At 72.3% G+C, this 22,140-nt stretch carries 21 protein-coding genes and 3 tRNA genes; 10 read left to right on the forward strand and 14 right to left on the reverse strand.

All coding sequences use genetic code 11. The features are described 5' to 3' along the window. Window positions 1-74 precede the first annotated feature (74 nt). The 4 genes from ACWCSU_RS09715 to ACWCSU_RS09730 are packed head-to-tail and all read left to right on the forward strand — an operon-like array spanning window position 75 to window position 5,192. Window positions 75-1,391 (forward strand): ABC transporter substrate-binding protein, encoded by a 1,317-nt coding sequence (locus tag ACWCSU_RS09715; protein WP_449934700.1) that lies wholly within the window; start codon window positions 75-77, stop codon window positions 1,389-1,391. Beyond that, window positions 1,391-2,311 carry a carbohydrate ABC transporter permease gene (locus ACWCSU_RS09720; protein ID WP_449934701.1) on the forward strand — a complete coding sequence of 307 codons (921 nt, stop codon included), beginning with the start codon at window positions 1,391-1,393 and terminating at the stop codon, window positions 2,309-2,311. Before ACWCSU_RS09715 ends, ACWCSU_RS09720 begins: the two co-directional genes overlap by 1 nt. 11 nt (window positions 2,312-2,322) lie before the next feature. Continuing rightward, window positions 2,323-3,162, forward strand: a complete 840-nt coding sequence (locus tag ACWCSU_RS09725) for a carbohydrate ABC transporter permease (protein WP_449934702.1) — start codon at window positions 2,323-2,325, stop codon at window positions 3,160-3,162. Further along, window positions 3,159-5,192, forward strand: coding sequence for a DUF5107 domain-containing protein (locus ACWCSU_RS09730; protein ID WP_449934703.1), 2,034 nt, complete (start codon window positions 3,159-3,161; stop codon window positions 5,190-5,192). The genes ACWCSU_RS09725 and ACWCSU_RS09730 overlap by 4 nt, the downstream gene beginning before the upstream one ends. Window positions 5,193-5,268: 76 nt before the next feature. On the opposite strand, the gene ACWCSU_RS09735 is transcribed toward ACWCSU_RS09730, so the two are convergent. The 6 genes from ACWCSU_RS09735 to ACWCSU_RS09760 all read right to left on the reverse strand — a co-directional run bounded on the left by ACWCSU_RS09735 (window position 5,269) and on the right by ACWCSU_RS09760 (window position 7,819). Next, window positions 5,269-6,015, reverse strand: a complete 747-nt coding sequence (locus tag ACWCSU_RS09735; protein ID WP_364096379.1) for a hypothetical protein — start codon at window positions 6,013-6,015, stop codon at window positions 5,269-5,271. Between the two features lie 84 nt (window positions 6,016-6,099). Beyond that, window positions 6,100-6,720, reverse strand: coding sequence for a maleylpyruvate isomerase N-terminal domain-containing protein (locus ACWCSU_RS09740; RefSeq protein ID WP_364096382.1), 621 nt, complete (start codon window positions 6,718-6,720; stop codon window positions 6,100-6,102). Between the two features lie 177 nt (window positions 6,721-6,897). Next, a tRNA-Val gene (locus ACWCSU_RS09745) sits at window positions 6,898-6,972 on the reverse strand. Window position 6,973: 1 nt separating this feature from the next. Continuing rightward, window positions 6,974-7,047, reverse strand: a tRNA-Cys gene (locus tag ACWCSU_RS09750). A 16-nt stretch (window positions 7,048-7,063) separates the two neighbouring features. Then, a tRNA-Gly gene (locus ACWCSU_RS09755) sits at window positions 7,064-7,135 on the reverse strand. Between the two features lie 48 nt (window positions 7,136-7,183). Then, window positions 7,184-7,819 (reverse strand): ACT domain-containing protein, encoded by a 636-nt coding sequence (locus ACWCSU_RS09760; protein ID WP_449934704.1) that lies wholly within the window; start codon window positions 7,817-7,819, stop codon window positions 7,184-7,186. A 79-nt stretch (window positions 7,820-7,898) separates the two neighbouring features. Here ACWCSU_RS09760 and dusB point away from each other — a divergent pair, with 79 nt between their 5' ends. Then, window positions 7,899-9,008: a tRNA dihydrouridine synthase DusB gene (dusB, locus tag ACWCSU_RS09765; RefSeq protein ID WP_449934705.1), complete on the forward strand. Its 1,110-nt coding sequence runs from the start codon at window positions 7,899-7,901 to the stop codon at window positions 9,006-9,008. Between the two features lie 56 nt (window positions 9,009-9,064). Here the strand turns inward: dusB and ACWCSU_RS09770 are convergent, their stop codons facing one another. Then, on the reverse strand, window positions 9,065-9,844 hold the full coding sequence (locus ACWCSU_RS09770) for a phytanoyl-CoA dioxygenase family protein (RefSeq protein ID WP_357706654.1): 780 nt from the start codon (window positions 9,842-9,844) through the stop codon (window positions 9,065-9,067). Between the two features lie 41 nt (window positions 9,845-9,885). Here ACWCSU_RS09770 and ACWCSU_RS09775 point away from each other — a divergent pair, with 41 nt between their 5' ends. Beyond that, window positions 9,886-10,794 (forward strand): helix-turn-helix domain-containing protein, encoded by a 909-nt coding sequence (locus tag ACWCSU_RS09775; RefSeq protein WP_449934706.1) that lies wholly within the window; start codon window positions 9,886-9,888, stop codon window positions 10,792-10,794. A gap of 17 nt (window positions 10,795-10,811) precedes the next feature. Here the strand turns inward: ACWCSU_RS09775 and ACWCSU_RS09780 are convergent, their stop codons facing one another. Then, a complete protein-coding gene (locus ACWCSU_RS09780) occupies window positions 10,812-11,306 on the reverse strand; it encodes a DUF2087 domain-containing protein (protein ID WP_449934707.1) in 495 nt (164 codons plus the stop codon). A gap of 17 nt (window positions 11,307-11,323) precedes the next feature. Between ACWCSU_RS09780 and ACWCSU_RS09785 the strand changes: the two genes are divergently transcribed. Then, window positions 11,324-11,887 carry a hypothetical protein gene (locus tag ACWCSU_RS09785; protein ID WP_449934708.1) on the forward strand — a complete coding sequence of 188 codons (564 nt, stop codon included), beginning with the start codon at window positions 11,324-11,326 and terminating at the stop codon, window positions 11,885-11,887. Window positions 11,888-12,018: 131 nt separating this feature from the next. On the opposite strand, the gene ACWCSU_RS09790 is transcribed toward ACWCSU_RS09785, so the two are convergent. From ACWCSU_RS09790 to ACWCSU_RS09800, 3 genes are read right to left on the reverse strand one after another with little or no spacing between them, the layout of a single operon-like run. Then, window positions 12,019-14,526, reverse strand: coding sequence for a DEAD/DEAH box helicase (locus tag ACWCSU_RS09790; protein ID WP_449934774.1), 2,508 nt, complete (start codon window positions 14,524-14,526; stop codon window positions 12,019-12,021). Continuing rightward, a complete protein-coding gene (locus tag ACWCSU_RS09795; RefSeq protein ID WP_449934709.1) occupies window positions 14,523-15,062 on the reverse strand; it encodes an N-acetyltransferase family protein in 540 nt (179 codons plus the stop codon). The genes ACWCSU_RS09790 and ACWCSU_RS09795 overlap by 4 nt, the downstream gene beginning before the upstream one ends. A 37-nt stretch (window positions 15,063-15,099) precedes the next feature. Next, a complete protein-coding gene (locus tag ACWCSU_RS09800; protein WP_357706646.1) occupies window positions 15,100-16,365 on the reverse strand; it encodes an acyltransferase family protein in 1,266 nt (421 codons plus the stop codon). 186 nt (window positions 16,366-16,551) lie between these two features. On the opposite strand from ACWCSU_RS09800, the gene ACWCSU_RS09805 reads away from it, so the two are divergent. Next, window positions 16,552-17,799, forward strand: coding sequence for a sensor histidine kinase (locus ACWCSU_RS09805; RefSeq protein WP_449934710.1), 1,248 nt, complete (start codon window positions 16,552-16,554; stop codon window positions 17,797-17,799). Beyond that, window positions 17,790-18,437 carry a response regulator transcription factor gene (locus tag ACWCSU_RS09810; RefSeq protein WP_357706644.1) on the forward strand — a complete coding sequence of 216 codons (648 nt, stop codon included), beginning with the start codon at window positions 17,790-17,792 and terminating at the stop codon, window positions 18,435-18,437. Before ACWCSU_RS09805 ends, ACWCSU_RS09810 begins: the two co-directional genes overlap by 10 nt. A gap of 129 nt (window positions 18,438-18,566) precedes the next feature. Here ACWCSU_RS09810 and mihF read toward each other — a convergent pair whose 3' ends face one another. The 3 genes from mihF to ACWCSU_RS09825 all read right to left on the reverse strand — a co-directional run bounded on the left by mihF (window position 18,567) and on the right by ACWCSU_RS09825 (window position 20,723). Next, complete coding sequence (mihF, locus tag ACWCSU_RS09815; RefSeq protein ID WP_043641121.1) at window positions 18,567-18,872, reverse strand: integration host factor, actinobacterial type; 306 nt, start codon at window positions 18,870-18,872, stop codon at window positions 18,567-18,569. A 102-nt stretch (window positions 18,873-18,974) separates the two neighbouring features. Continuing rightward, entirely contained in the window at window positions 18,975-19,379 is a 405-nt protein-coding gene (locus tag ACWCSU_RS09820; RefSeq protein ID WP_357706642.1) for a GlcG/HbpS family heme-binding protein, read from the reverse strand. 108 nt (window positions 19,380-19,487) lie between these two features. Then, window positions 19,488-20,723, reverse strand: a complete 1,236-nt coding sequence (locus ACWCSU_RS09825; RefSeq protein ID WP_357706641.1) for an ROK family protein — start codon at window positions 20,721-20,723, stop codon at window positions 19,488-19,490. Between the two features lie 23 nt (window positions 20,724-20,746). On the opposite strand from ACWCSU_RS09825, the gene ACWCSU_RS09830 reads away from it, so the two are divergent. After that, complete coding sequence (locus ACWCSU_RS09830) at window positions 20,747-21,973, forward strand: MFS transporter (protein ID WP_449934711.1); 1,227 nt, start codon at window positions 20,747-20,749, stop codon at window positions 21,971-21,973. Window positions 21,974-22,140: the final 167 nt, after the last annotated feature.

Raw genomic sequence — 22,140 nt, forward strand, 5'->3', positions numbered from 1 at the left:
CTCCGGCGGGCCTCCGTCCGGGGCCCGCCGGACCGACCACCCCCCGGAACTCACAGGACAGGCGGTGCGGCTCGATGAGCTCATCCCGACATCTCCCCTCCCGCAGGACGCTCGCCGGCCTCGCCGCCGGCGCGCTGGCCCTCGGCCTGCTCACCGCCTGCGGCGGCGGCTCCCCGGACGAGCCGGGCAAGGAGCTCGTCTACTGGTCGATGTGGAAGCAGGGCGAGCCCCAGCAGGTGGCCCTGCAGGCGGCGATCACCCGCTTCACCCGGGCCACCGGCATCAAGGTCAGCGTGGAGTGGGCCGGCCGCGACGTGGTCAAGCAGAAGCTGCCCGCCGCGCTCACCACGTCCAAGGTGCCGGACGTGGTCGACCAGTCCGACGACACGATCCGGCCGTTCATGGTCACTCCGGGCGTGGCCCGGGGCCTGGCCAAGGTGTACGAGGCCGACGTGCCCGGCGAGGCGGGCAAGAAGGTCAAGGACGTCATCCCGGCCAAGTACCTCCAGAGCCCGGCGCTGCGGCTGCCGGGCGGGGAGCCGTACATGGTGCCCTACAGCGTCGCCGGCATCGGCCTGTTCTACGACGCCGCCACCCTCACCGAGCCGCTGCCGAAGGACTGGAACGCGTTCCTGGCGCTGCTCGGCAGGCTCAAGGCCGCCGGGACGGCCCCGCTCACGGCCGACGGCGAGCAGTACTGGTCCGACTCCTACTGGATGAACTACTACCTGTACCGGACGATCGGCGCCGACGGCCTCAAGGCCATCGCCGAGGACCGGACCGGGCAGTCGTGGAAGAAGCCCGAGGTGCTGGCGGCCGCTCGGCAGATCGAGAAGTTCGCCAAGGAGGGCTACCTGCTCAAGGGGTACGACGCCGGCAAGTACCCCGAGCAGCAGAAGAACTGGGCCCAGGGCCGGGCCGCCTTCATGATCATGGGTTCCTGGCTGCCCAGCGAGGTCGGCTCGTACGCCAAGGCCGGGTTCAGGCCCGCCTCCATGCCCTTCCCCGAGGTCGGCGGCCCGGCCGAGGGCGAGGAGGTCGTGCAGTTCGGCTTCGCGATGCCCGTCAAGGCGAAGAACGTCGAGGCCGGCGAGCGGTTCATCGCCTACATGACGACCAAGACCTTCGCCGACGAGCTGGCCAGGACCGCCTCGGTGCTCTCGCCGCGCGAGGACGCGTACGTACCCGAGGCCCTGGCCGGGGTGAAGAAGCAGCTCGACGGCGTGCCCGCCACGTATCCGTTCGCGGCCGGGCTGAGCGTGCCGGGCTGGACCGACAAGGTCTACTACCCGACGGTGGGCGAGCTGTTCAACGGCAAGCTCACCGCACAGGGGTTCGTGGACAAGATCACCGCTGTCCAGGCCGCCTTCTGGAAGAACCAGGGCGACTGATGGCGCTCGCACCCGAGCCGCGGCCCGGCCCCGCCGGACGGGCCCGGCAGCGGGCCTTCGTCCCCATGGTCGCCCCGGCACTCGCGCTGCTGGCCGTCTTCGTCCTGGGCCCGGCCTGCTACGCGGTGTGGATCAGCCTCCAGCAGACCGCCGGGTACGGCGAGTCGCGCTTCGTCGGGCTGCGCAACTACGCCCGCCTGCTGGGCGACCCGGTCTTCCACACCGCGCTGCTCAACACCCTGAAGCTGCTGGTCATCGGCGGCGGCGTGACGTTCGTGACCGGCTTCGCGCTCACGATGGTGCTCAGGGAGATGCGCGGGCGGCTGGTCGCGCGCAACATCCTGTTCTTCCCCAACATCGTCAGCGCGCTGGTCCCGGCGATCGTGGCGGGCTTCCTGTTCAACCCCGACGGGCTGGTCAACACCGTCCTGAGGGGCGTGTTCGGGGTGAGCGACCCGCCCAAGTGGCTGGCCGTGGACAACACGTTCACGCTCATCCTGATCGTGGCGATCTGGGCCGCGGTCGGGTACTACACCACGATCATCATGGCCGCCGTCGACCGCATCCCCGCCTACTTCTACGAGGACTGCGCGCTTCTCGGGGCCACGTCCTGGCAGCGGCTGCGGCACGTCACGATCCCGCTGAGCTGGGACGTCTTCAGCGTCTGCGCGCTGCTGTGGACCATCAGCTCGATCAAGGTGTTCGAGCTGGTGCTGGTGTTCGGTGGCGGCACCGCGGGCACCCCGCCGAGCAGCACCTGGACCGTCGCCCTCTACAGCTACGCGGCCACGTACGGCGGCTCGGGCTCGCCGCCCGAGCTGGGGATGACCGCCGCCAGCGCGCTGTTCAGCCTGCTGATCGCGGCGGCCGTGGTACTGCTGCTGCGGCGGGCGCTCGACCGTGAAGCCGTCCGGTTCTGAGAGGGCAGACCATGAGACCGACCCTGAGACTGACGGGGCTCGCGCCCGTGCGCATGGCCGTGTGGGCGGTCGTCGCCGCCGACGTGGCGCTGCTGGCCTGGGTGCTGATCACCTCGCTGAAGAGCACCCGCGAGGTGTTCGACCATCCGTGGCGGCTGCCGATGCCGCCGACGCCGGACAACTACCTGACCGCGCTGGAGGTCGGGAACTTCGGCCGGGCCGCGGTCAACAGCGCGGTCGTGGACGTGCTGTCCTCGCTGCTGGCCGTGGCGGTCGCGGCGCCGGCCGCCTACGCGCTGACCCGGACGACGACCCGCGCCGGAAGGCCGCTCACGCTGCTGTTCGCGCTGGGGACCGGCGTGCCCACGCAGGTCATCCTGCTGCCGATCTTCCTCATGCTGAGCAGCCTGGAGCTCACCTCCACCCTGACCGGCCTCACCCTGGCCTACGTCGGCACCGCCATGCCGTTCACCGTCTTCCTGCTGACCGGCTTCTTCCGGTCGCTGCCCGGCGAGCTGGAGGAGGCCGCCGCGCTGGACGGCGCCGGGGTGTGGCGGACCTTCCTGCGCATCGTGGTCCCGGTCGCCCGGCCGGGGCTGGTCACCGTCTTCGTGCTGCAGCTCATCGTGTCCTGGAACGAGACGATGCTCGCCCTGGTGCTGATGCAGGATGACGAGAAGGAGACCCTGCCGGTGGCCTTGATCGGCTTCGCCCAGCAGCAGCAGTACACCGGCACCAACTGGGGCGGCATGTTCGCCGGCGTCTGCGTGGTCGTGCTGCCCATGGTGGTGCTCTTCGCCTGGGTCGGACGCCGCGTCACCGAAGGCATGACCTTGGGAATGGGGAAATGACGACAACCGTCCGCCGGACCACGATCACCCTGCCGGTCGCGCCGCCCGGCCCGGACAACCCGCTGCCGCCCCTCGGCGACGCCGCCGGGCACGCCGTCACGGTCGCCGGCGCGCCGCCCGACATGGCCTTCCAGCTCTCCTACGGCAGGCTCGCCTCCGTGCTGCCCTGCCGTACGCAGGACGGCTACGACCGGGCACGCCGGCCCCGCCGGGTCGAGGCGATCCAGCTCGCCAACGACCGGCTGACCGCGACCGTGCTGCCCGGCTGGGGCGGGCGGCTGTACTCGCTGGTCCATCGCGACCACGGCGAGCTGCTCTACCGGAACCCGGTGCTGCAACCGGCCAACTTCGGGCTGACCGGCGCCTGGTTCTCCGGCGGCGTCGAGTGGAACTCCGGCTCGACCGGCCACACCACCCTGACCTGCCGTCCGGTCTTCGCCGGGGAGGCCGAGGGGCCCGACGGCACGCCGATGCTGCGCGTGTGGGAGTGGGAGCGCACCCGGGACCTGCCGTACCAGGTCGACTTCTGGCTGCCGCGCGGGTCGGACTTCCTCTACGTGGGCGTCCGCATGCGCAACCCGCACGGGCACGAGGTGCCGGCGTACTGGTGGTCGAACATCGCCGTCCCCGAGACCGGGCGGACCCGCGTGCTCGCCCCGGCCGCCACGGCCTGGCACTTCGGCTACACCGAGCGGCTCGAACAGGTGCCCTTCCCGGCCTGGGACGGCCTGGACCGCAGCTACCCGGCCCGCGCCGGCCACGCCGCCGACTACTTCTTCGAGCTCGGCGATCGTCGTCCCTGGATCGCCGCGCTCGACGGCTCCGGCGCGGGCCTGGTGCAGACGTCCACCGGGCTGCTGCGCGGGCGCAAGCTCTTCCTGTGGGGACGCGGGCGGGGCGGGCGTCGCTGGCAGGAATGGCTCACCGAGCCCGGCACGGGCGGTTACCTGGAGATCCAGGCGGGGCTGGCCCGTACCCAGCTCGAACACGTGCCGCTGCCGGGCGGGGGCGAGTTCTCGTGGCTGGAGGCGTACGGGCCGCTGCGCGCCGACCCCGAGGCCGTGCACGGCCCGGACTGGGCGGCGGCGGTGCGCGCGGCGGAGGCGGAGCTGGCGGCCCGGCTGCCGGCCGCCGAGGTGACCGCCGCCTGGCACAAGTGGCGGCCGCACGTCGACCAGGAGCCCACCCGGATCCTGGCGGAGGGCTCCGGCTGGGGCGCCCTGGAAACGCTGCGCACCGGCGTGCGCACGCCCGGCACCCCCTTCCCCGAATCCGCCCTCGGCCCCTCGCAGTCCCCCTGGCAGACCCTCCTCACCACCGGCGCCTTTCCCGAACCTCCTCGCACGGACGTGGTGGCGGACCCCGGGCACAGCCTGGTGTCCGGGCCGTGGCGGCGGCTGCTGGAGCAGGCGCCGGAGACCTGGGTGACGGCCTACCACCTGGGCGTGGCCGCCTGGCACGCGCGGGACCGCGAGGAGGCCGTACGAGCGTGGCGGCGCTCCGCCGAGCTGCGCCCCAACCCCTGGGCGACCCGCTGCCTGGCCCACGCCACCCCGGACCCGGACGACCGCGCCACCTTCCACCTCACCGCCCTCCACCAGGCACACCCCGCCCCGGAGGCTCCGGACGACGACACCCGGCCGCCCGCCCCGGAGAGTGTGGACGCCGCAGCCCGGCCGCCCGTGCCGGAGAGTGTGGACGCCGACGCCCGGCCGCCCGTGCCGGAGGTCGCCGTTCTGAGGCGGGCCCTGGCGGTGGAGGCCGCCGTCGCCCTGCTGGACGCCGGCAGGCACGCGGAGTGCCTGGCCGTCCTGGACACCCTGCCCCCGACCGGCCGGATCGTCCTGCTGCGCGCCCGGGCCCTGCTCGCCGCCGGGGACCGGGACGGCGCCCGCGCGCTGTTCGACGCCGGCTTCGACGTCGACGACCTGCGCGAAGGAGAGCCCGCCCTGCACGACACCTGGTCACGCCTGACCACCGGCCCGCTGCCCGAGCGCTACGACTTCCGCATGCACCCGGACGACCTCTGAGCCGTCCCTCACGAAGACCCGCACGGGTACGGACGCCGGAACCCCGTACCCGTGCGCCAGAGCCCCAGCAGGGCGGTCACTCGCCGCTGTCGGAGGTCACCTTCTCGGAGTCCGGCGCCTTGATGGACACCTTGGCGCCCCACCCGGTGAAGCGGCTGTCGATCGTGATCGTCCCGCCCTCGAACTGGTTGGTGTCGAAGATCCCCGTGGCCGCGTACGACGACTTCACCCTGCTCACCAGCCCGGCGGAGGTCAGCGTGAGCGTGTAGGAGACCTTCGTGTCGTCGTGCATGCGCAGCGGGATCGAGGCGTCGAACCAGCGCGACACCTTCGCCAGCTCCTTGAAGGTGATCTTCCCGGTGAGCGTGCTCCCGCGCAGGGCGCCCTTCTTGACCAGCGCCGCCAGCGTCGTGGGCTCGACGGGGTTGATCACCTGCCCGAAGAAGCCGCTGCCGCCGCCGAGCAGGCCGTTGCCCTTGAGCCAGGACTTGCCCTCGGGCAGGCGCTCGGCGTACATGCCGCCCGAGGTGTAGCTGACCTTGCCGATGCTGATCGTCCGCTCGCGGGGACGGCCCACGGGGACGGCGGAGATGTCGGAGGCCGCCACGCCCTTGGCGTTGAACTGGAAGGTCCCCTTGCGGCTCTGGATCTTGGCCTTCTTCTCGCCCGAGAGCATGGTCGTCTCGGTGAACCGCACGCCGTGCCCGGTGGCGAGCTTGGCCTTGAGAGCGCGTACGGGGTCCTTGGGGGCGGCCTGGGCGGGCACGGTCGCCGTCAGCACACAGGCGCAGGCCGCCAGGGCGGCGATCATCGTCTTCTTCACGAGCAGCGATCATGCCGCGCGCCGGTCACGGCCGGAGCACGGCCGCCTCACACAAGGGCCGAGACCACGCCCCCCGGACGTCGCTCACCCCAGCAGCGGGAACCGGTCGTCGGCGGACGGCACCCGTCCGGTGGCCTCCAGCACGTACGCGGGCAGGTCCAGATGGGACGGGCGATCCGCGCCCAGCAGCCCGTCGAGGGTCTCGCCCGCCAGCTCCAGCGCCTCCCGAGCCGGCGGCCGTCCGGCCTGGAGGTCCAGGTGGTGGACGGCGGCCTCGGTGGCCAGGGTCGCCAGGAAGTCGGGCACGGCGATCACGTGCCCCTGCGTGGCGACGTGCCCGGCGGGGTCGGCCGCGAGCGCGGCCCGCACCGCGGCGGGGGCGGTGTCCGCCCACACTCGCAGCACCCCGGAGGGCCGCGCGAAGGCGGAGGCGGATCTGCGTACCCACCAGGCGTGGGCGTCCGCGCCCTCGGCGGCGGGCTGGAAGGAGCTCCAATAGGTGACGTGGTCCACGTCGGGTGGCCCGTCCGCGGGGGTGGCGAACGCGACGAGGGCCCGCTGGGCGTCGCACAGCACATGGAAGAGCAGGTCGACCCCGGCCCATCCGGCGCACCGGGTGGGCCTGAGCAGGTCCGACTCGTTCACCGTGACCGTGAGCTCGCGGTAGGCGGCGGCGAAGGCCGTGCGGGCACGTTCGATGTCCATGGGGACGTCCCTTCCCCCGGCCCACCCCTTACGCCCGGACGGGCGGCCCCGCTGGCACGGGCGCCCCGGGAAGCCCGCCCGCCACTCCGCGGGCGTCAGGTGTCCACCTGAAGCGCGAATCGGGGAGCGGACAGCGAAAAGGCCAGAACCCGATCTTCCGGGTCTGGCCTTGGAGCGTGGTGGACGATACTGGGATTGAACCAGTGACCTCTTCCGTGTCAGGGAAGCGCTCTCCCGCTGAGCTAATCGTCCTTGGAGGTGGAGACGGGATTTGAACCCGTGTGGACGGCTTTGCAGGCCGCTGCCTCGCCTCTCGGCCACTCCACCGAGTCGAACCACTCCGAGCGGAAGACGGGATTCGAACCCGCGACCCTCACCTTGGCAAGGTGATGCTCTACCACTGAGCCACTTCCGCGCTGTTGCGTGCCTAACTCTAGCGCCTTTTCAGACCAGATGCCTCCCGCTATTTGCGGAGCTGGCGGGCGACGCTGCGTTCGGTGGCCGGCAGGCTCAGGAAGATCTCCAGGATCCGGGTGAGCCGGTGGACCTCGATGCGGTGGAAGGCCGGGCCCTCGGAGCGGGCCAGCAGGAGGGTGAGGGCGAGCGGCGGCAGCGGGGCGTGGATGGCGTGCGCGCCGCCGTCCAGCGTGAGGGCCGCCGGGCGTGGCGGGGCCGGGCTGGGGACGGCCAGGCCCTGCGGGGCGCGCCAGCTCGCGTAGACCACGCCGTGGTCGGCGGCCGTGGCGGCCCAGTCGGCGCTGAACAGCACGGGCAGCGAGTCGACGAGCGTGGTCAGCGCGCGGTCGCCGGCCAGGGTGATGTACTTGAGGATCTCCAGCTCGGGATAGGTGCCGGCGGTCTCGCGGGTGGGCCAGATGCCCTCCACATGGACGTCCTCGACGCTCTCCAGGCTCTTGACCAGCACCTCCCGCGGGGTGCTCTCGGGGCAGAAGACGGTGATGTCGTCGACCGCCGTGCCGGCGCCCCGGTCGAGGACGGTGACCTGGGTGATGTCGGCCCCCGCCGTGCCCAGGGCCTTGGTGACCTGGGCCAGAGACCCTGGACGGTCGGGCAGCGCCACGCGCACGCGAAGAAGCATCGATCCCTCCCTGGGATACCGGTCCACAGCCTATCCGGCGAATACCGCTTCCGGCCTGAGCTGCGCTACAACTGACGGAGTGAAGATTGGGCCGATTGGGGTATGGCCGCCCGTGGTGCTCGCACCCATGGCGGGCATCACGAACGCGGCGTTCCGGGTGTTGTGCCGGGAGCAGGGCGCCGGACTGTTCGTGTGCGAGATGATCACGACGCGGGCGCTGGTCGAGCGCAATCCCAAGACGTTCAGGATGATCAGGTTCGCCGAGTCCGAGCGGCCCAGGAGCCTCCAGCTCTACGGGGTCGATCCCGACGTGGTCGGGCGGGCGGTCAGGATGATCGCCGAGGAGGACCTCGCCGACCACGTCGACCTCAACTTCGGCTGCCCGGTGCCCAAGGTGACCAGGCGCGGGGGCGGGTCGGCGCTGCCGTACAAGAGGAACCTGCTGCGGCGGATCCTGCGGGCGGCCGTGACGAACGCGGGCCCGCTGCCGGTGACGATGAAGATGCGCAAGGGCATCGACGACGACCACCTGACCTACCTCGACGCGGGCCGCATCGCGGTCGAGGAGGGCGTGGCGGCGATCGCGCTGCACGCGCGGACCGCCAGGCAGCACTACGGCGGCGTGGCCGACTGGGAGGCGATCGCGCGCCTGAAGGAGGCCGTGCCCGAGATCCCGGTGCTGGGCAACGGCGACATCTGGTCCGCCGACGACGCGTTGCGCATGGTGGCGCGCACCGGGTGCGACGGCGTGGTGGTCGGGCGTGGGTGCCTCGGGCGTCCGTGGCTGTTCAAGGATCTGGAGAACGCCTTCAACGGCAGCCCCGAGAGGGTCAGGCCGACGCTCGGCGAGGTGGCCGGGATGATGGAGCGCCACGCGGCCGGCCTCACCGAGTGCTTCGACATCGAGCGGTACGCGATCGCCGACTTCCGCAAGCACGTCGGCTGGTATCTGAAGGGGTTCGAGGTCGGGAGCGCGCTGCGGCGGGAGCTGGCCACGGCCGAGTCGCTCGAAGGGCTCCGGGAGGGGCTGGCCAAGCTGGACCACGACCAGCCGTGGCCGCCGAACACCGACACGCCCCGGGGGAAGTCGGGCGAGCGTCAGAAGGTGCAACTGCCTGACGGGTGGCTCGACGATCCGTGGGACTGCGTGGTCCCGGACGAGGCGGAGTCCGACATATCCGGCGGCTGACGGCGGCACACCGGCGGGCGTCCCGGCCGGTGTCCCGTCCGGTGAGGTGAGTGCGGTCAGTGGGGGCCGGTGGCTTCGGTGCCGCAGGGGCCGCCGCCGGTGGACGGCTCCAGGAGCACGCGCTCCCCGTCCATGGTCAGCGTCTCGTAGTACGCCGAGATGCGCTCGGCCGAGCGGCCGGTGTAGTGGCAGATGAAGCTGCGCCTGAACCGGTCGGCCGTGGTGTTGGGCTCCGACCCGTGCACCAGGCTGCCGTTGAAGAACAGCACGTCGCCGGGCCGCATGTCCACAGGCGCCCGTTCCAGGCCCGGGGGCGGCGGGACGTACTCGCGGGTGAAGGAGAGATCCTGGTCGGCCTCCTCGGGACAGAACAGGTCCATCAGATGGGTGCCGGGGACCACCTCCAGCCCGCCGTTGGCGCGGTCGACCTGGTCGAGCGCCACCCAGACGGCCACGCACGTGCCCGGCTCGACGCGCAGGTAGAAGTTGTCCTGGTGCAGCGCCTGCCCCCGGGCCCCCGGCGGCTTGAAGTAGAACATGCTCTGGGCTGCTATCGGCTCTTCGCCGAGCAGCTCGCGCAGGATCTCGGCGAAGCGGGCGTCGAGCAGGTAGCGCAGGGCGACGTCGTTCACCTGGTGGGGGTGCATGATCCGGGGGTAGTCGCGCAGGACGTCGTAGGGGGCGCCCGGATCCTGGGGGCGAGGGGTGAAATGTCCGGGGATCGGGCCGCCGGCGTGCAGGGCCATGAACTCCTCGCGCAGCTCGGCCACCTCCTCCGGAGCCAGCAGCGCGGGGACGAGCACGTACCCCCGGTCGTGGAAGTCGTTCAGCCTCATGCCCTTCACGGTAGGGACCCGGCTCGTGGGACGGTATGACCGTGACCGCTGAGAACCTGTCTGTTCCTGCTGCCGAGCTGACGATCGTGGGCCACTTCGACCAGCCGGCCGGCTACGGCACCCGCCGCCCCCACGGTTCGCCGAGCTGGCTGCTGCTGTGGACCCAGGCGGGGGAGGGGCGCGTCGAGCAGGCGGGGGCGGCGTTCACCGTGCGGGAGGGGGATCTGGCGGTGCTCGGGCCGGACTCGCCGCAGCGCTACCGGGTCGCGCCGGGGGCGGAACAGTGGCGGTTCTGGTGGGTGCACTTCCAGCCGCGTCCCTCCTGGACGGGCTGGCTCGCGCCGTACGCCGTGGCCAGCGGCTGTCACCTGGTCGAGGGCGTGCCCGCGGGGGTGCGTGAGCGCGTCGACCGGGCCTTCGGCCGCGCACTCCAGGACGCCCGCTGGATCCCGGGCGACGCCACGCCCACCGGTCCGCCCACCGGTCCGCCCGTCGCGACCGCGCCGCCGCCGGCGGTCGTCAGGTCGGGCCCCGCGCGTGAGCTGGTGCTCGGCGCGGTGGAGGAGGTGCTGGTGCTGGCCACGGCCTCGGCCGGAGCCGTGCCCGCGCCCGGGTCCGAGGACGGCGACGAACGGGTGCGCCGCGCGCTCGACCTCATCGCCGCCGAGCCCGGCGCCCGGCACTCGGTCGCCTCGCTGGCCCGGGCCGTGGCGCTGTCGCCGTCGAGGTTCGCGCACGTGTTCGCGGCCCGGACCGGCCAGACCCCGATGGGCGCCGTACGGAAGGCGCGGGTGCGGCACGCCGCGAGCCTGCTGGAGGTGACCGACCTGGACGTCGGCCAGGTGGCGGCCGCCTCGGGCTTCGTCAGCCCGTTCCACTTCAGCCGCGCCTTCAGGCGCGAGTACGGCCTCCCGCCCCGCGACTACCGCGCCCGCCTGCGCCGCCCCTGACCGCGCTCATTCCGGCATCACACCTCGACCGGCCCGCCGCTGCGCCAGTAGACGTTGCCCTCCCTGGACAGCATCCCCTCGTCCACCAGGTAGCGGCGCAGCGCCGCGAAGTCGTCGTGGAAGGCCCGCAGAGCAACGTTGACGTCCTTCTCCGGGTAGCGCACGCCCGGCTCGAACACCCGCGAGATGTAGCGCAGCACGACCAGCCGCTTGTCGCGGCGCATGCCCATGGTGGTCAGCCGGCCGTCGACCAGGAACGTGCGCAGCACCCGCTCCTCGGCGCTCAGCTCGGCGGGGGGCTCGGCCTGCTCCCGCAGCAGCTCGCGGAACCGCTCCGGCCGCGCCCGCCACTTGCCGTCGTCGCCGCGCTCGGCCAGGCCGCCGCTGGCCAGGCGGTCGAGGGCCTTCGGGGGTAGATCGCCGGTGTCACCGAGCACCAGGGACGCGAGTGCGCGCAGGGTGTCGTCCTGACAGAGCAGCCCGAGCACGCGTCTGAGGTTTTCGTCGCTCACCCCTACCATTTTGTCCCATGATCACAGCACTGTTCGTCGCGGCCGGCCTGGCCATCCCGGGCAACTTCCTGCTGTACGAGAAGGCCGCCGCCAAGAAGGACCCCAACCCCGAGCACAGCTGGACGGTGTCGGGCAAGAAGAACGCGCAGCTCGTCGTGAACCCGTGCCAGAAGGCCGGGCTGGGCCTGGCCGGTCGCACGGCGGCCAGGACGATCGTGTACACGTCGGTGCCCGACTACTCCAAGTCCGAGCAGGTGATCCTCTACTCCTCGCCGGAGGCCGCCGGCAAGGCGGTCGGCGACCTCAGGACGGCCGTACGGACCTGCGGCACCGCGGGCTACCGGTACAGCGTCGCCAAGCTGGCACTCGGCGACGAGGGCCTGCAGGTCGTCGGCCAGGCCTACTCCCACGGCAAGCCCGCCGTCGGCGGCGAGCGGGCCGTCGTGACCCGCCGCGCGAACGCCCTGATCCTCTACACGGCCGGCGGTGAGTGGGGCAAGCCCGCCAAGTCCGACTTCAGGCAGCAGCGCAAGGACGCGGGCACGATGCTCGCCAAGATCTGCGACCTGGCGGAGTGCTGAATGTCTCGATCTTGAGACATCGTCATGACCGGACGCCTAACTTCGCCGCCTGACAATGAAGCGACAAGCCGGTGCCGGAACGCCCTTGCCAGTCCGTTCCGGCACACGGCTTGTTCTCTTTCGCGGAGCCTCTAGAGCCGGTTGAGCCCCAGCACGTGCAGCACGGCCCGGCCCTCCTCGTCGGAGGCGGTCAGGTCGACCTGGGCGTCGATGCCCCAGTCGCCGTCGCCGGCCGGGTCCTTGACCGTCTGGCGCACCCGCCACAGGCCGCTCTCCTCCTCGATCCGCAGCAGCGCGGGCCCGCGCGCGTCGGCGTCGGTGAAGATCTCCTCGTGCTCGGCGTAGTACGCGTCGAGCGCCGCGCCCCAGTCGACGTCGGGGGCCAGCTCCTCCAGCTCGTCCTCCTTCTCGATGGCGCACAGCTCGACCAGCCGGAACATGGCGTTGCGCACCAGCACGCGGAAGGCCCGCGGGTTGGCCGTGACCGGCCGCACCTTGGTCTCCAGCTGCGCCTGGCGCTCCAGCGCCTCCTCGGGGTTGGTGAGCTTCTCCCACTCGTCGATCAGCGAGGAGTCGACCTGCCGGACCAGCTCGCCCAGCCACTCGATCAGGTCGACCAGGTCCTCGGTCTTCAGGTGCTCCGGGACCGTGCGCGACAGCGTGCGGTAGGCGTCGGCCAGGTAGCGCAGCACCGTGCCCTCGGAGCGGGCCAGCTCGTAGAACTGGATGTACTCGCCGAACGTCATGGCCCGCTCGAACATGTCGCGCACCACCGACTTCGGGCTGACGGTGTAGTCGCCGACCCACGGGTGGCCGCGCCGGTAGGTCTCGTACGCCCCGAGCAGCAGGGTGTCGAGCGGCATCGGGTACATGACCTCGGCGAGCGCCTCCATGCGCTCCTCGTACTCCATGCCGTCGGCCTTCATCTGGGCTACCGCCTCGCCGCGCGCCTTCTTCAGCTGGGCCGACAGGATCTGGCGGGGGTCGTCGAGGATGGACTCGACGATCGAGACCATGTCGAGCGCGTACGAGGGCGACTCGCGGTCGAGCAGGTCGAAGGCGGCCAGCGCGAACGTGGACAGCGCCTGGTTGAGCGCGAAGTCCTCCTGCAGCTCGATCGTCAGCCGGGCCCGGCGGCCCTGCTCGTCGGGCTCGGCGAACTGCTCGACGATGCCGCCGGCCAGCAGCGACCGGTAGATGGCGATGGCCTGGCTGATGTGCCGCCGCTGCCACTTGCGGTCTTCGTGGTTGTCGGTGAGCAGGTGTTTCATCGCCTGGAAGCAGTCGCCCGGCCGGTTGATCACGGCCAGCAGCATCGCGTTGCTCACCTTGAAGCGGGAGTTGAGCGGCTCGGGCTCGGCCTGCTGCAGCTTCTCGAACGTCTCCTCGCTCCAGCCGACGAAACCCTCCGGCGGCTTCTTGCGGGCGTAGCCGCGCCGCCGCTTGGGGTCGTCGCCGATCTTGGCCAGCGCCTTGGCGTTCTCGATGTCGTGCTCGGGGGCCTGGCAGGCGACGTAGCCGATGGTGTCGAAGCCCGCGCGGCCGGCCCGGCCGGCGATCTGGTGGAACTCGCGGGCGCGCAGCCGGCGCACCTTGTTGCCGTCGTACTTGGACAGGGCGGTGAACAGGACCGTGCGGATGGGCACGTTGACGCCGACGCCGAGCGTGTCGGTGCCGCAGATGACCTTCAGCAACCCGGCCTGGGCCAGCCGCTCCACCAGCCGCCGGTATTTGGGCAACATCCCGGCGTGGTGGACGCCGATGCCGTGCTTGACCAGCCGCGACAGCGCCCGGCCGAACCGGGTGGTGAACCGGAAGCCGCCGATCATCGCGGCGATGGCCTCCTTCTCGGCCTTGGTCGCCATGTTGATCGACATGAGCGCCTGGGCCCGCTCCATGGCGGCGGCCTGCGTGAAGTGCACGACGTAGACGGGGGCCTGCCCGGTGGTGAGCATCTCCTCCAGCGTCTCGTGCAGCGGCGTCATCCGGTACGAGTACACCAGCGGCACCGGCCGCTCGGCGTGCTTGACCACCGACGTGGGCCGCCCGGTGCGCCTGGTCAGGTCGCGCTCGAACATCGACACGTCGCCGAGCGTGGCCGACATCAGGACGAACTGCACGTCGGGCAGCTCCAGCAGCGGCACCTGCCAGGCCCAGCCGCGGTCGGGCTCGGCGTAGAAGTGGAACTCGTCCATGACGACCTGGCCGATGTCGGCCGCCGCGCCGTCGCGCAGGGCCACGTTGGCCAGGATCTCGGCCGTGCAGCAGATGATGGGCGCGCCCGGGTTGACGCTGGCGTCGCCGGTCATCATGCCGACGTTGTCGGTGCCGAAGACGGCGCACAGGTCGAAGAACTTCTCCGACACCAGCGCCTTGATCGGCGCGGTGTAGAACGTGCGCAGGTCACGGGTCAGCGCGGCGAAGTGGGCTCCGGCGGCCACCAGGGACTTGCCCGAGCCGGTCGGCGTCGCGAGGATCAGGTTGTTGCCGGAGACGACCTCGATGAGGGCCTCCTCCTGGGCGGGATAGAGCGTGAGCCCCCGTTCGGCGTTCCAGGCGACGAACGCGTCGAATATGGCGTCGGGATCGGCGTCGATCTCTTCCGGCAGGCGGTCAACGAGAAGGCTCACGGTATCTATCCTGCCGAAGATTGCCGCATGGTCGAACCCGCCGCCCCCTGGGGGAGGTCGAGTTGCAGCAGCACGGTGTCGATCCAGCGGCCGTGCTTGAACCCCACGTTCCTCAGCCGTCCCACGTCCTCGAAGCCGAAGGCGGCGTGCAACCGCAGCGAGGCCGGGTCGCCGCCGTCGGCGATCACCGCGATCAGGCAGCGCGCGCCGGTCGCCGGCGCCCGCCGGATCAGCTCGCCCAGCAGCAGGCGGCCGAGCCCGCGGCCGGTGGACCCGGGCGCGAGGTAGATCGAGACCTCCAGGCTGTGGCGGTAGGCGGGCTTGGGCCGGTACTGGCCGAGGTAGGCGTAACCGGTGACCACGCCGTCGTCCTCGGCCACCAGGAACGGCAGCCCCGCCGCCGTGAGCGCCGCCGCCCTGGCCCGCCACTCGCCGGCCTCCGGCGGGACCTCGTCGAACGTGGCCACGCCGCCGGTCACGTAATGGGCGTAGATGGCGGCCACCGCGGGCACGTCGTCCTCGTTCAGGTCGCGAATCGTCGTCATGGTCCCCGATTGTGGCCGGGCACGGATTTCGTCGGTGTTACGCGCGGGCCTTGGGCGCCGTCATCAGCAGGCCGCCGAGCACCGCCAGCACCGCCAGGAACGGGCCGCCGCCCGGCGCGAAGCCGCCCACGGTCAGCGTCAGGAGCCCGGCTCCGACCAGCCCGGCGGCCACCAGCATGGCCCCCCGGCCGGCGTTCCCGTACGGCAGCGACGGCGGGGTCTCGAACCTGGCGAACGCCCGTACCAGCCCCCACATGACCAGGCACAACATCCCGAACCACACCGGCCAGCCGGCGAACCAGGACAGGCTGCCCGGCTCCGGCGTCTCCACGCCCAGCAGGACCACGACGACGCCGGTCACGGCGAACAGCGCGGGCATGTGCCACAGGTAGACGGTCATGATCCGCGGGCCGGCCCAGTCCAGGACGCGGCGCAGGGGCAGCCGGACCAGCCAGGGGCGCAGCAGCACGGCCAGGCCGATCTGGCCGACGCCGACGGCCAGGATGGCCAGCGTGGGCGGGGCCATGTTGGACACCTCGGCGCCGGGCAGGCCGATCATGCTGCCGGGGTAGGGACCGAACCCGACCAGCAGCGCCGCCACGCCGAACCCGCCGGCCGCCAGCAGCCCGGCCATCCGCACCCGGCCCTCGGCGTAGAAGAAGCCGATCTGGTGCACGGCCAGCCACACGAAGACGATGTTCAGGTAACCGGCCGCCTCCAGGCCGGTGGAGAAGCGCACCACGTCCGTCAGCGCCGCCCCGGCCGCCAGCGCGACGGGGACGAGCACGCCGAACCTGCGGTGCAGACGCAGCGCGTACGGCGTGACCGTGACCGCGATCAGGTACACGGCCAGGAACCACAGCAACTGCCCGGTCAGCTTGGCGCCCACCTCCAGCGGCTGCTCCGGCACCCCCAGCGTGAGCAGCACGTGGGGCAGCGGGATCCACACCGCCGCCAGCGGCAGCAACGGCCAGGCGAGCCTGCGCAGGCGTCCGGCCAGCCACTCCTGGTCGCTCTTGGCCGACCGGCCGCGGCTGATCGCGTTGGCCGCGCCGCCGGCGAAGAACACCAGCGGCATGACCTGGCTGAGCCACGTCACCACCCACACCCCCGGCGTGGACAGCGCGTTGCCCGTGGTCAGCCGGCCGCCCTCGTAGGACAGGACGGGGATCGTCCAGTGCTGGAGCACGATGAGCGCCATGCCGAGCACGCGCAGCAGGTCGATGAACGGGTCCCGCGCCGTCGCGCGCGGCGCCCGGACCGGCGCCTGTACCGGCGCCGGACGATCGAGCAGGACGGTCATGGGGAGCCTCGTTTCGAGCGGGGGAGCGGATGACTCAAGGCTTCCGTCCCGGGGGCTCGCGCACATTGCCGCAGGCCGCACTCTTCAGGTCAAGATCACACCACCCCCGGTGGTAGGGCCAGCCCTACCACCGGACGCCTGCGTACCGGCTCGTACCGCCCCGCCGGGGGACTTAGCCTTCAATGCATGCGCTCCCTGATGAGGCGTGTCCTTCTCGACACCCGCTACACGCTGGTCGGATTCCCGACGGCCGTCATCGGCTTCGTGATCATGATTGCCGGTTTCGCCGCGGGCGTCGGCACCGCGGTCGTGTGGATCGGCGTGCCGCTGCTGGCCGGCACGCTCCTGGTGGCGAGGGGCTTCGCCGACGCCGAGCGCGGCTGGCTGTCCGACGTGCTCAAGCGGCCGCCCGTACGGCCGCGCTACCGTCCGGCGCCGGAGGGGGCGGGGCGCTTCCGCCGGATCGTCAACCCGCTGACCAACGGCCAGTCGTGGCTGGACCTGCTGCACGGCGTCCTGAACTTCCCGTTCGCCGTCCTGGCGTTCGTGCTGACCGTGGTGTTCTGGGCGATCCCGATCCTCGGGCTGACCTACCCGCTCTACGGCCTGATCACCTCGCGCATCCCCGGCAACATGGAGCTGCCCCAGCTGCTCGGGATCGGCACCGGCTACGCCGTGAACACGATCTTCTACGTCTCGCTCGGCCTGGTGTTCGCCTTCATCATGCCGTTCATGGTGCGCGGGGCCGCGCTGGTCAGGGCCGGGCTCGGCCGGGCGCTGCTGACCGGCGTCGCCGAGCTGCAGGAGCGCATCGACGACCTGGCCGAGGGCCGGGCGGCGGCCGTCTCCGCCGAGGCCAACGCGCTGCGCAAGCTGGAGCGCGACATCCACGACGGCCCGCAGCAGCGCCTGGTCTCGCTGGCCATGGAGCTGTCCAGGGCCCAGCGGCAGCTCGCCAAGGACCCGCAGGCCGCCTCGGCCACGATCGGCGAGGCGATCAGCGCCACCCGCGAGACGCTCGACGAGCTGCGCGCCCTCTCGCGCGGCATCGCGCCGCCCATCCTGTCCGACCGCGGCCTCGCGCCCGCCCTGGCGGCCCTGGCCGGCCGCTGCACGGTGCCGGTCGACCTCGACGTGCAGACCGTGGGCCGCTTCCAGGCGGCGACCGAGAACGCGATCTACTTCGTCTGCGCGGAAACCCTCACCAACGTGGCCAAACACAGTCGCGCGACCATCTGCACGGTCCAGCTCGCCCGCATCGGTGACGTCCTCATGCTCACGATCGGGGATGATGGGGTGGGCGGCGCACACGTCGCCAAGGGACACGGCCTGGCCGGTCTGGCCGACCGGCTCCGCGCCGTTGACGGGGAGCTCACCGTTCGGTCGCCGGACGGCGGGCCGACGGTGATCGTGGCGGAGGTGCCGTGCGGGTAGTCGTGGCCGATGACGCGGTTCTGATCAGGGAGGGCCTGGTCAGGCTGCTGGAGGAGTTCGGCTTCGAGGTGGTCGCCACCGTGGGGGACGGCGACGCCCTCGTGGAGGCGATCGTCGAGCACAGGCCCGACGTGTCGGTGGTCGACGTGCGCATGCCGCCGTCGTTCACCGACGAGGGGCTGCGGGCGGCGGTCGAGGCCCGGCGCAGGGTGTCCGGCGCCCCGGTGCTCATCCTGTCGCAGTACGTCGAGGTCTCCTACGCCGACGACCTGCTCGCCGACGCCCGTGGCGCGGTGGGCTACCTGTTGAAGGACCGGGTCGTCGACGTCGACGAGTTCCTGGAGGGGCTGCGGCGGGTGGCGGCGGGGGGCACCGTGTTCGATCCGCAGGTGGTGTCCCAGTTGATGGTCCGCAGACGCAAGGACGACCCGCTGGCGCAGCTCACGCCGCGCGAGCGCGAGGTGCTCGGGCTGATGGCCGAGGGCAAGTCCAACCCGGCCATCGGGCGGCAGCTCGTCATCAGCGACGGCGCCGTGGAGAAGCACATCAGGAGCATCTTCAACAAGCTCGGCCTCTACGCCGACGACAGCGACCAGCATCGCCGCGTGCTCGCCGTGCTGGCCTACCTCAGGTCCTGACCTTCGCCTGAGGTTGACCCCTCGGCCGGGCCCGCCGTGGAGCGCTCGCCGCTCTCCGGCCCCTCCTGGCCCTACGAGGGGTCGCCGGCCGGTCCGCGCGCCGTGGCGCGCGGACCCGGCCGCCCGGTTCTAGCCGAGCGCGTCGACCAGCTTCTTGCGCTGCTGGGCGCCCAGGCCGCCGAGACGGCGCTTCTCGTCGACGCCGGCCTCCTCCATGAGCGCGGTGGCCTTGGCCGGGCCGACGCCCTTGACCGCGCGCAGGGCCTGGGACACCTTGATCTTCTTCGCGATGTCGTCGTCGCGCTCCAGGAGCTGGGCGAAGGTCAGCTCGCCCGCCTTGACCTTGGCGAGCAGGGCCGTGCGGGCCGCGCGGGCCTCGGCCGCCTTCGCCAGAGCCGCCTGACGCTGCTCGGGGGTGAGAGTGGGAAGTGCCATCTCGTTTCTCTCCTCGGGGAGTTGGGTTCGGGAAAGTGTTTCCCGTGGTGCAGTGGCTAATCATGGCGGATACCAGCGGTTCGTGTTGCGGAAAGCGCCCGCTCAACGAGTCCGCCACACCAGGGCGGCCGCTTCGGCGCACGCCACGTCCTGGGCGATCGTGCCGCCGCTGACCCCTACGCCGCCGACCACGCGTTCCCCTTCGCCGTTGTCCGCCCAGAGGGGGACACCACCTCCAAAACAGACAAATCGGTCACCCGTCAGGCCGAAGAGCTCCCCTCCCGGCGCCACCAGCGGAGCGAGGTCGGCGGTGGCCGTGCGAAGGGCCACCGACGTGTACGCCTTGCCCGGCGCGAGCACCGGCCCGGCGATCTCCGCACCCGCCATACGCTGGAAAGACACCAGATGTCCGCCCCCGTCCACGACCGCCACGGAGACCAGCGCGCCCTCCCGGACGGCCTGCTTCAGAGCGGCCTCGGTCATGCGGAGCGCGAGTTCCAGATCCATGCGTTCCCACCCCCGTCGATGGTCGTGAGCGCGCCGGGCTCTTCCATCCGTACAGCGGCGGGGCCGGGGCCCGCAAGATCGCCTGGTCGGGGGTCGTACGGCCGAGCGCTATTGCAGGATTTTCTGCTTCGGGGTGGAATGCGTCACATTTCGTGATCCGGGCGTGTCGGCGCCCTGGTCGGGGCCTGTTTCACGCCATCTCTCCAGCCCTTCGGGGGTCAGGAAGGCGTCGAAGACCGACTCCATGGCCCCCAGCAGCGTGCCGCGCCAGCCGAGCGCGGCGGCCTCGATCCGGGGCGGGCGCTCCCGCCGGATGGCCATCAGTGCGGGAGCGCAGGAGCCGGTCAGGGCCTCGCCCGCGCGCTCCAGCAGCGCGGGGCCGTGCCCGGAGAGCGTGACGACCTCGGGATCGTGGGCGTTGACCAGGGCGGCGATGCCCAGGCCGAGCGCGCGGGCCCCCGCCTCGACCGCCTCCCGGCTGCCGGCCAGCACCTCCTCCGCCTGCGCGCGGCCCCGGCCGCCGCCGTAGGCCAGGCCCACGTGGCGCAGCAGCGCGTTCGCGCCCACCTCCTGACCCCAGCAGCCGGTCGCGCCGCACGCGCACGGCCGGTCGCCGCCGCCCAGCGGCATGTGGCCGAACTCGGCGCCGGGGCCGCTCGCGCCGTCCAGCGGCCGGCCGTCCACGACGAGGACGCCGCCGAGGTCGAAGTCCACGTGCAGGTGCAGGCCCAGCCGTACGCCGCGCAGCCGTCCCCGGCGGGCCTCGGCCAGGGCGGCCAGGCCCGCGTCGTTGCCCACCACGACCGGGTCCGGGCCGGGCGCCCGCCGGCCGAGGGCCAGCAGCCGGGGCACGTCCACCGACCGCCAGCCCAGGTGGGCGATGTCGACCAGCCCGTCGTGCCGGACCGGGCCCGCGAGCGCCACCCCGAGGCCCACCACCCGCCGCGACAGGTGGTCCGACACCGCCTGGCCCAGCGAGGCCAGGGCGCCTTCCGGGGTGCCGTCGTGCGGCTGGACCTCCAGGACGCTCACCCGTCCGCCCAGCTCGCACGCCGCCAGCTCCCAGGCGTCCTCGCGCACGTCGGCGGCCAGGGCCAGCGGGCCCCGCGGGTGGGGGCCGGGCACCTGCGTGGGCCGTCCCCTGGTGTGCCCGGCGGCGGGCTCCTCGTGCAGCAGGGCGTCCTCGGCCAGGCCGGCGACGAGCACCGACGCCGTGCCCCTGGCCAGGTTCAGGTCGCGGGTGAGCTGCGACCTGGTACGGGTCGCCCCGCAGTCGTGCACGGCGCGCAGCAGCCGGACCCGGTTGTGCGCGCGAAGTTCGCCGCTCGTCGTAGCACTTCTCACACATCACAGCTTATGCTCTTGGCGTGAACAAAAGCCTCATTGATGCCAAACGGGCTCGTGTCGGAGTCTTCGGTCTCTTCACTCTCAGCGGATTCGTGATGGGTCTGTGGGCGGCCGGGCTGCCCTCGTTGAACGACCGCCTCGGCCTCGGCGCCGCCAGACTGGGCACCGTCCTGCTGTTGATCTCCGGTGGCGCGCTGGTGTCGATGCTGGTGGCCGGGCGGCTGGTGGACAGGTGGTCGAGCCGGCGGGTGAGCTGGGTCGGCGGGCCGCTGTCGGCCGTGCTGCTCCTCGGGCCCGCGCTGGCGCCCTCGTACGGGGCGCTGATGGCGCTGGCGCTGCTGTTCGGGATCGGGCTGGGGGTGGTCGAGGTCGCCATCAACGCCCACTCCGTCGAGGTCGAGCGGGTCTACGGCCGGCCGATCATCTCGGCCTTCCACGGCACGTGGAGCCTGGGTGGGGCGGCCGGGGGCCTGCTGACGTCCCTCGTGCTGCGGATGGCGATCGACCCGCAGGCACTGCTGGTGACGGCGGCGATCGTGGTGCCGTTCCTGTACCTGCTGGCCTGCCGCCTGCTCCTGCCCGACGCCGCCCGGCAGGCCGGCGAGGAGGCGGACGGCGGTGAGAGCGGCGGCACGCTGAAGTGGGCGCTCATCGCGCTGCTCGGGGTCGCGGCCTTCGCCGGGCACCTGAGCGAGGGCGCCGCCATCGACTGGGCCGCGCTGCACGCCCGCTGGGTGCTGAACACCGACCCGGCCGCCGCGCCGCTCGCCTACACGATCTTCTCGGTCGCCATGACGACGATCCGCCTGCTCGGCGACCCGATCAGGGCCCGGCTCGGCTCGGTGCGCACGATCCAGCTCGCCGGCGGCTTCGCCACCCTGGGGTACGTCCTGGTGCTCGGCGCGCCGGTGTTCGGCGGGGCGCTGCGCGTGGTGTGCGCGTGGACCGGCTGGGCGCTGGCGGGCGTGGGGCTGGCCACGGTCGTGCCGGTGCTGTTCAGCGCGGTCGGCGCGGCGGGCGGTCCGGTGGGCCGCGCGCTGGCCATGGTGACGGCCTTCGGCTACAGCGGGCTGCTGCTCGGACCGGCGGTGCTCGGGTACGTGGCCGAGGCGACGAAGTCGCTGCCCGTGGCGCTGATCATCCCGGCCGTCCTGGCCGCCGTCGTCGCGCTCAGCGGCGCCCCGGCGATCCGCTCGCTCACCGGGCGGACGGCCCCCGCGCCCGTCCCCGCCGAACGTCCCGCGTAACCCCGGCGGCGCCCGCTGCCCGCCGACCTTCGCGCGCCCGCCGTCGCGGGCCCTGTGCGCCCGCTTCCCCGAGCCCGGGGGAGTGGGCGCTCTCCTTTTGCCGATATGCCTGCTGACCTGGCGTTATGGGATCGTGACTTGACCCCGAAGTTACGGGCCGGTTTCAT

The organism is Nonomuraea sp. NPDC001699, from assembly GCF_053596455.1.

Coding starts and splice junctions, on each gene's coding strand:
- ACWCSU_RS09715 (WP_449934700.1), top strand. CDS start 75: ATGAGCTCATCCCGACATCTCCCCTCCCGCAGGACGCTCGCCGGCCTC.
- ACWCSU_RS09720 (WP_449934701.1), top strand. CDS start 1,391: ATGGCGCTCGCACCCGAGCCGCGGCCCGGCCCCGCCGGACGGGCCCGG.
- ACWCSU_RS09725 (WP_449934702.1), top strand. CDS start 2,323: ATGAGACCGACCCTGAGACTGACGGGGCTCGCGCCCGTGCGCATGGCC.
- ACWCSU_RS09730 (WP_449934703.1), top strand. CDS start 3,159: ATGACGACAACCGTCCGCCGGACCACGATCACCCTGCCGGTCGCGCCG.
- ACWCSU_RS09740 (WP_364096382.1), bottom strand. CDS start 6,720: ATGGACATCGAACGTGCCCGCACGGCCTTCGCCGCCGCCTACCGCGAG.
- ACWCSU_RS09760 (WP_449934704.1), bottom strand. CDS start 7,819: ATGCTTCTTCGCGTGCGCGTGGCGCTGCCCGACCGTCCAGGGTCTCTG.
- ACWCSU_RS09770 (WP_357706654.1), bottom strand. CDS start 9,844: ATGAGGCTGAACGACTTCCACGACCGGGGGTACGTGCTCGTCCCCGCG.
- ACWCSU_RS09785 (WP_449934708.1), top strand. CDS start 11,324: ATGATCACAGCACTGTTCGTCGCGGCCGGCCTGGCCATCCCGGGCAAC.
- ACWCSU_RS09795 (WP_449934709.1), bottom strand. CDS start 15,062: ATGACGACGATTCGCGACCTGAACGAGGACGACGTGCCCGCGGTGGCC.
- ACWCSU_RS09800 (WP_357706646.1), bottom strand. CDS start 16,365: ATGACCGTCCTGCTCGATCGTCCGGCGCCGGTACAGGCGCCGGTCCGG.
- ACWCSU_RS09805 (WP_449934710.1), top strand. CDS start 16,552: ATGCGCTCCCTGATGAGGCGTGTCCTTCTCGACACCCGCTACACGCTG.
- mihF (WP_043641121.1), bottom strand. CDS start 18,872: ATGGCACTTCCCACTCTCACCCCCGAGCAGCGTCAGGCGGCTCTGGCG.
- ACWCSU_RS09820 (WP_357706642.1), bottom strand. CDS start 19,379: ATGGATCTGGAACTCGCGCTCCGCATGACCGAGGCCGCTCTGAAGCAG.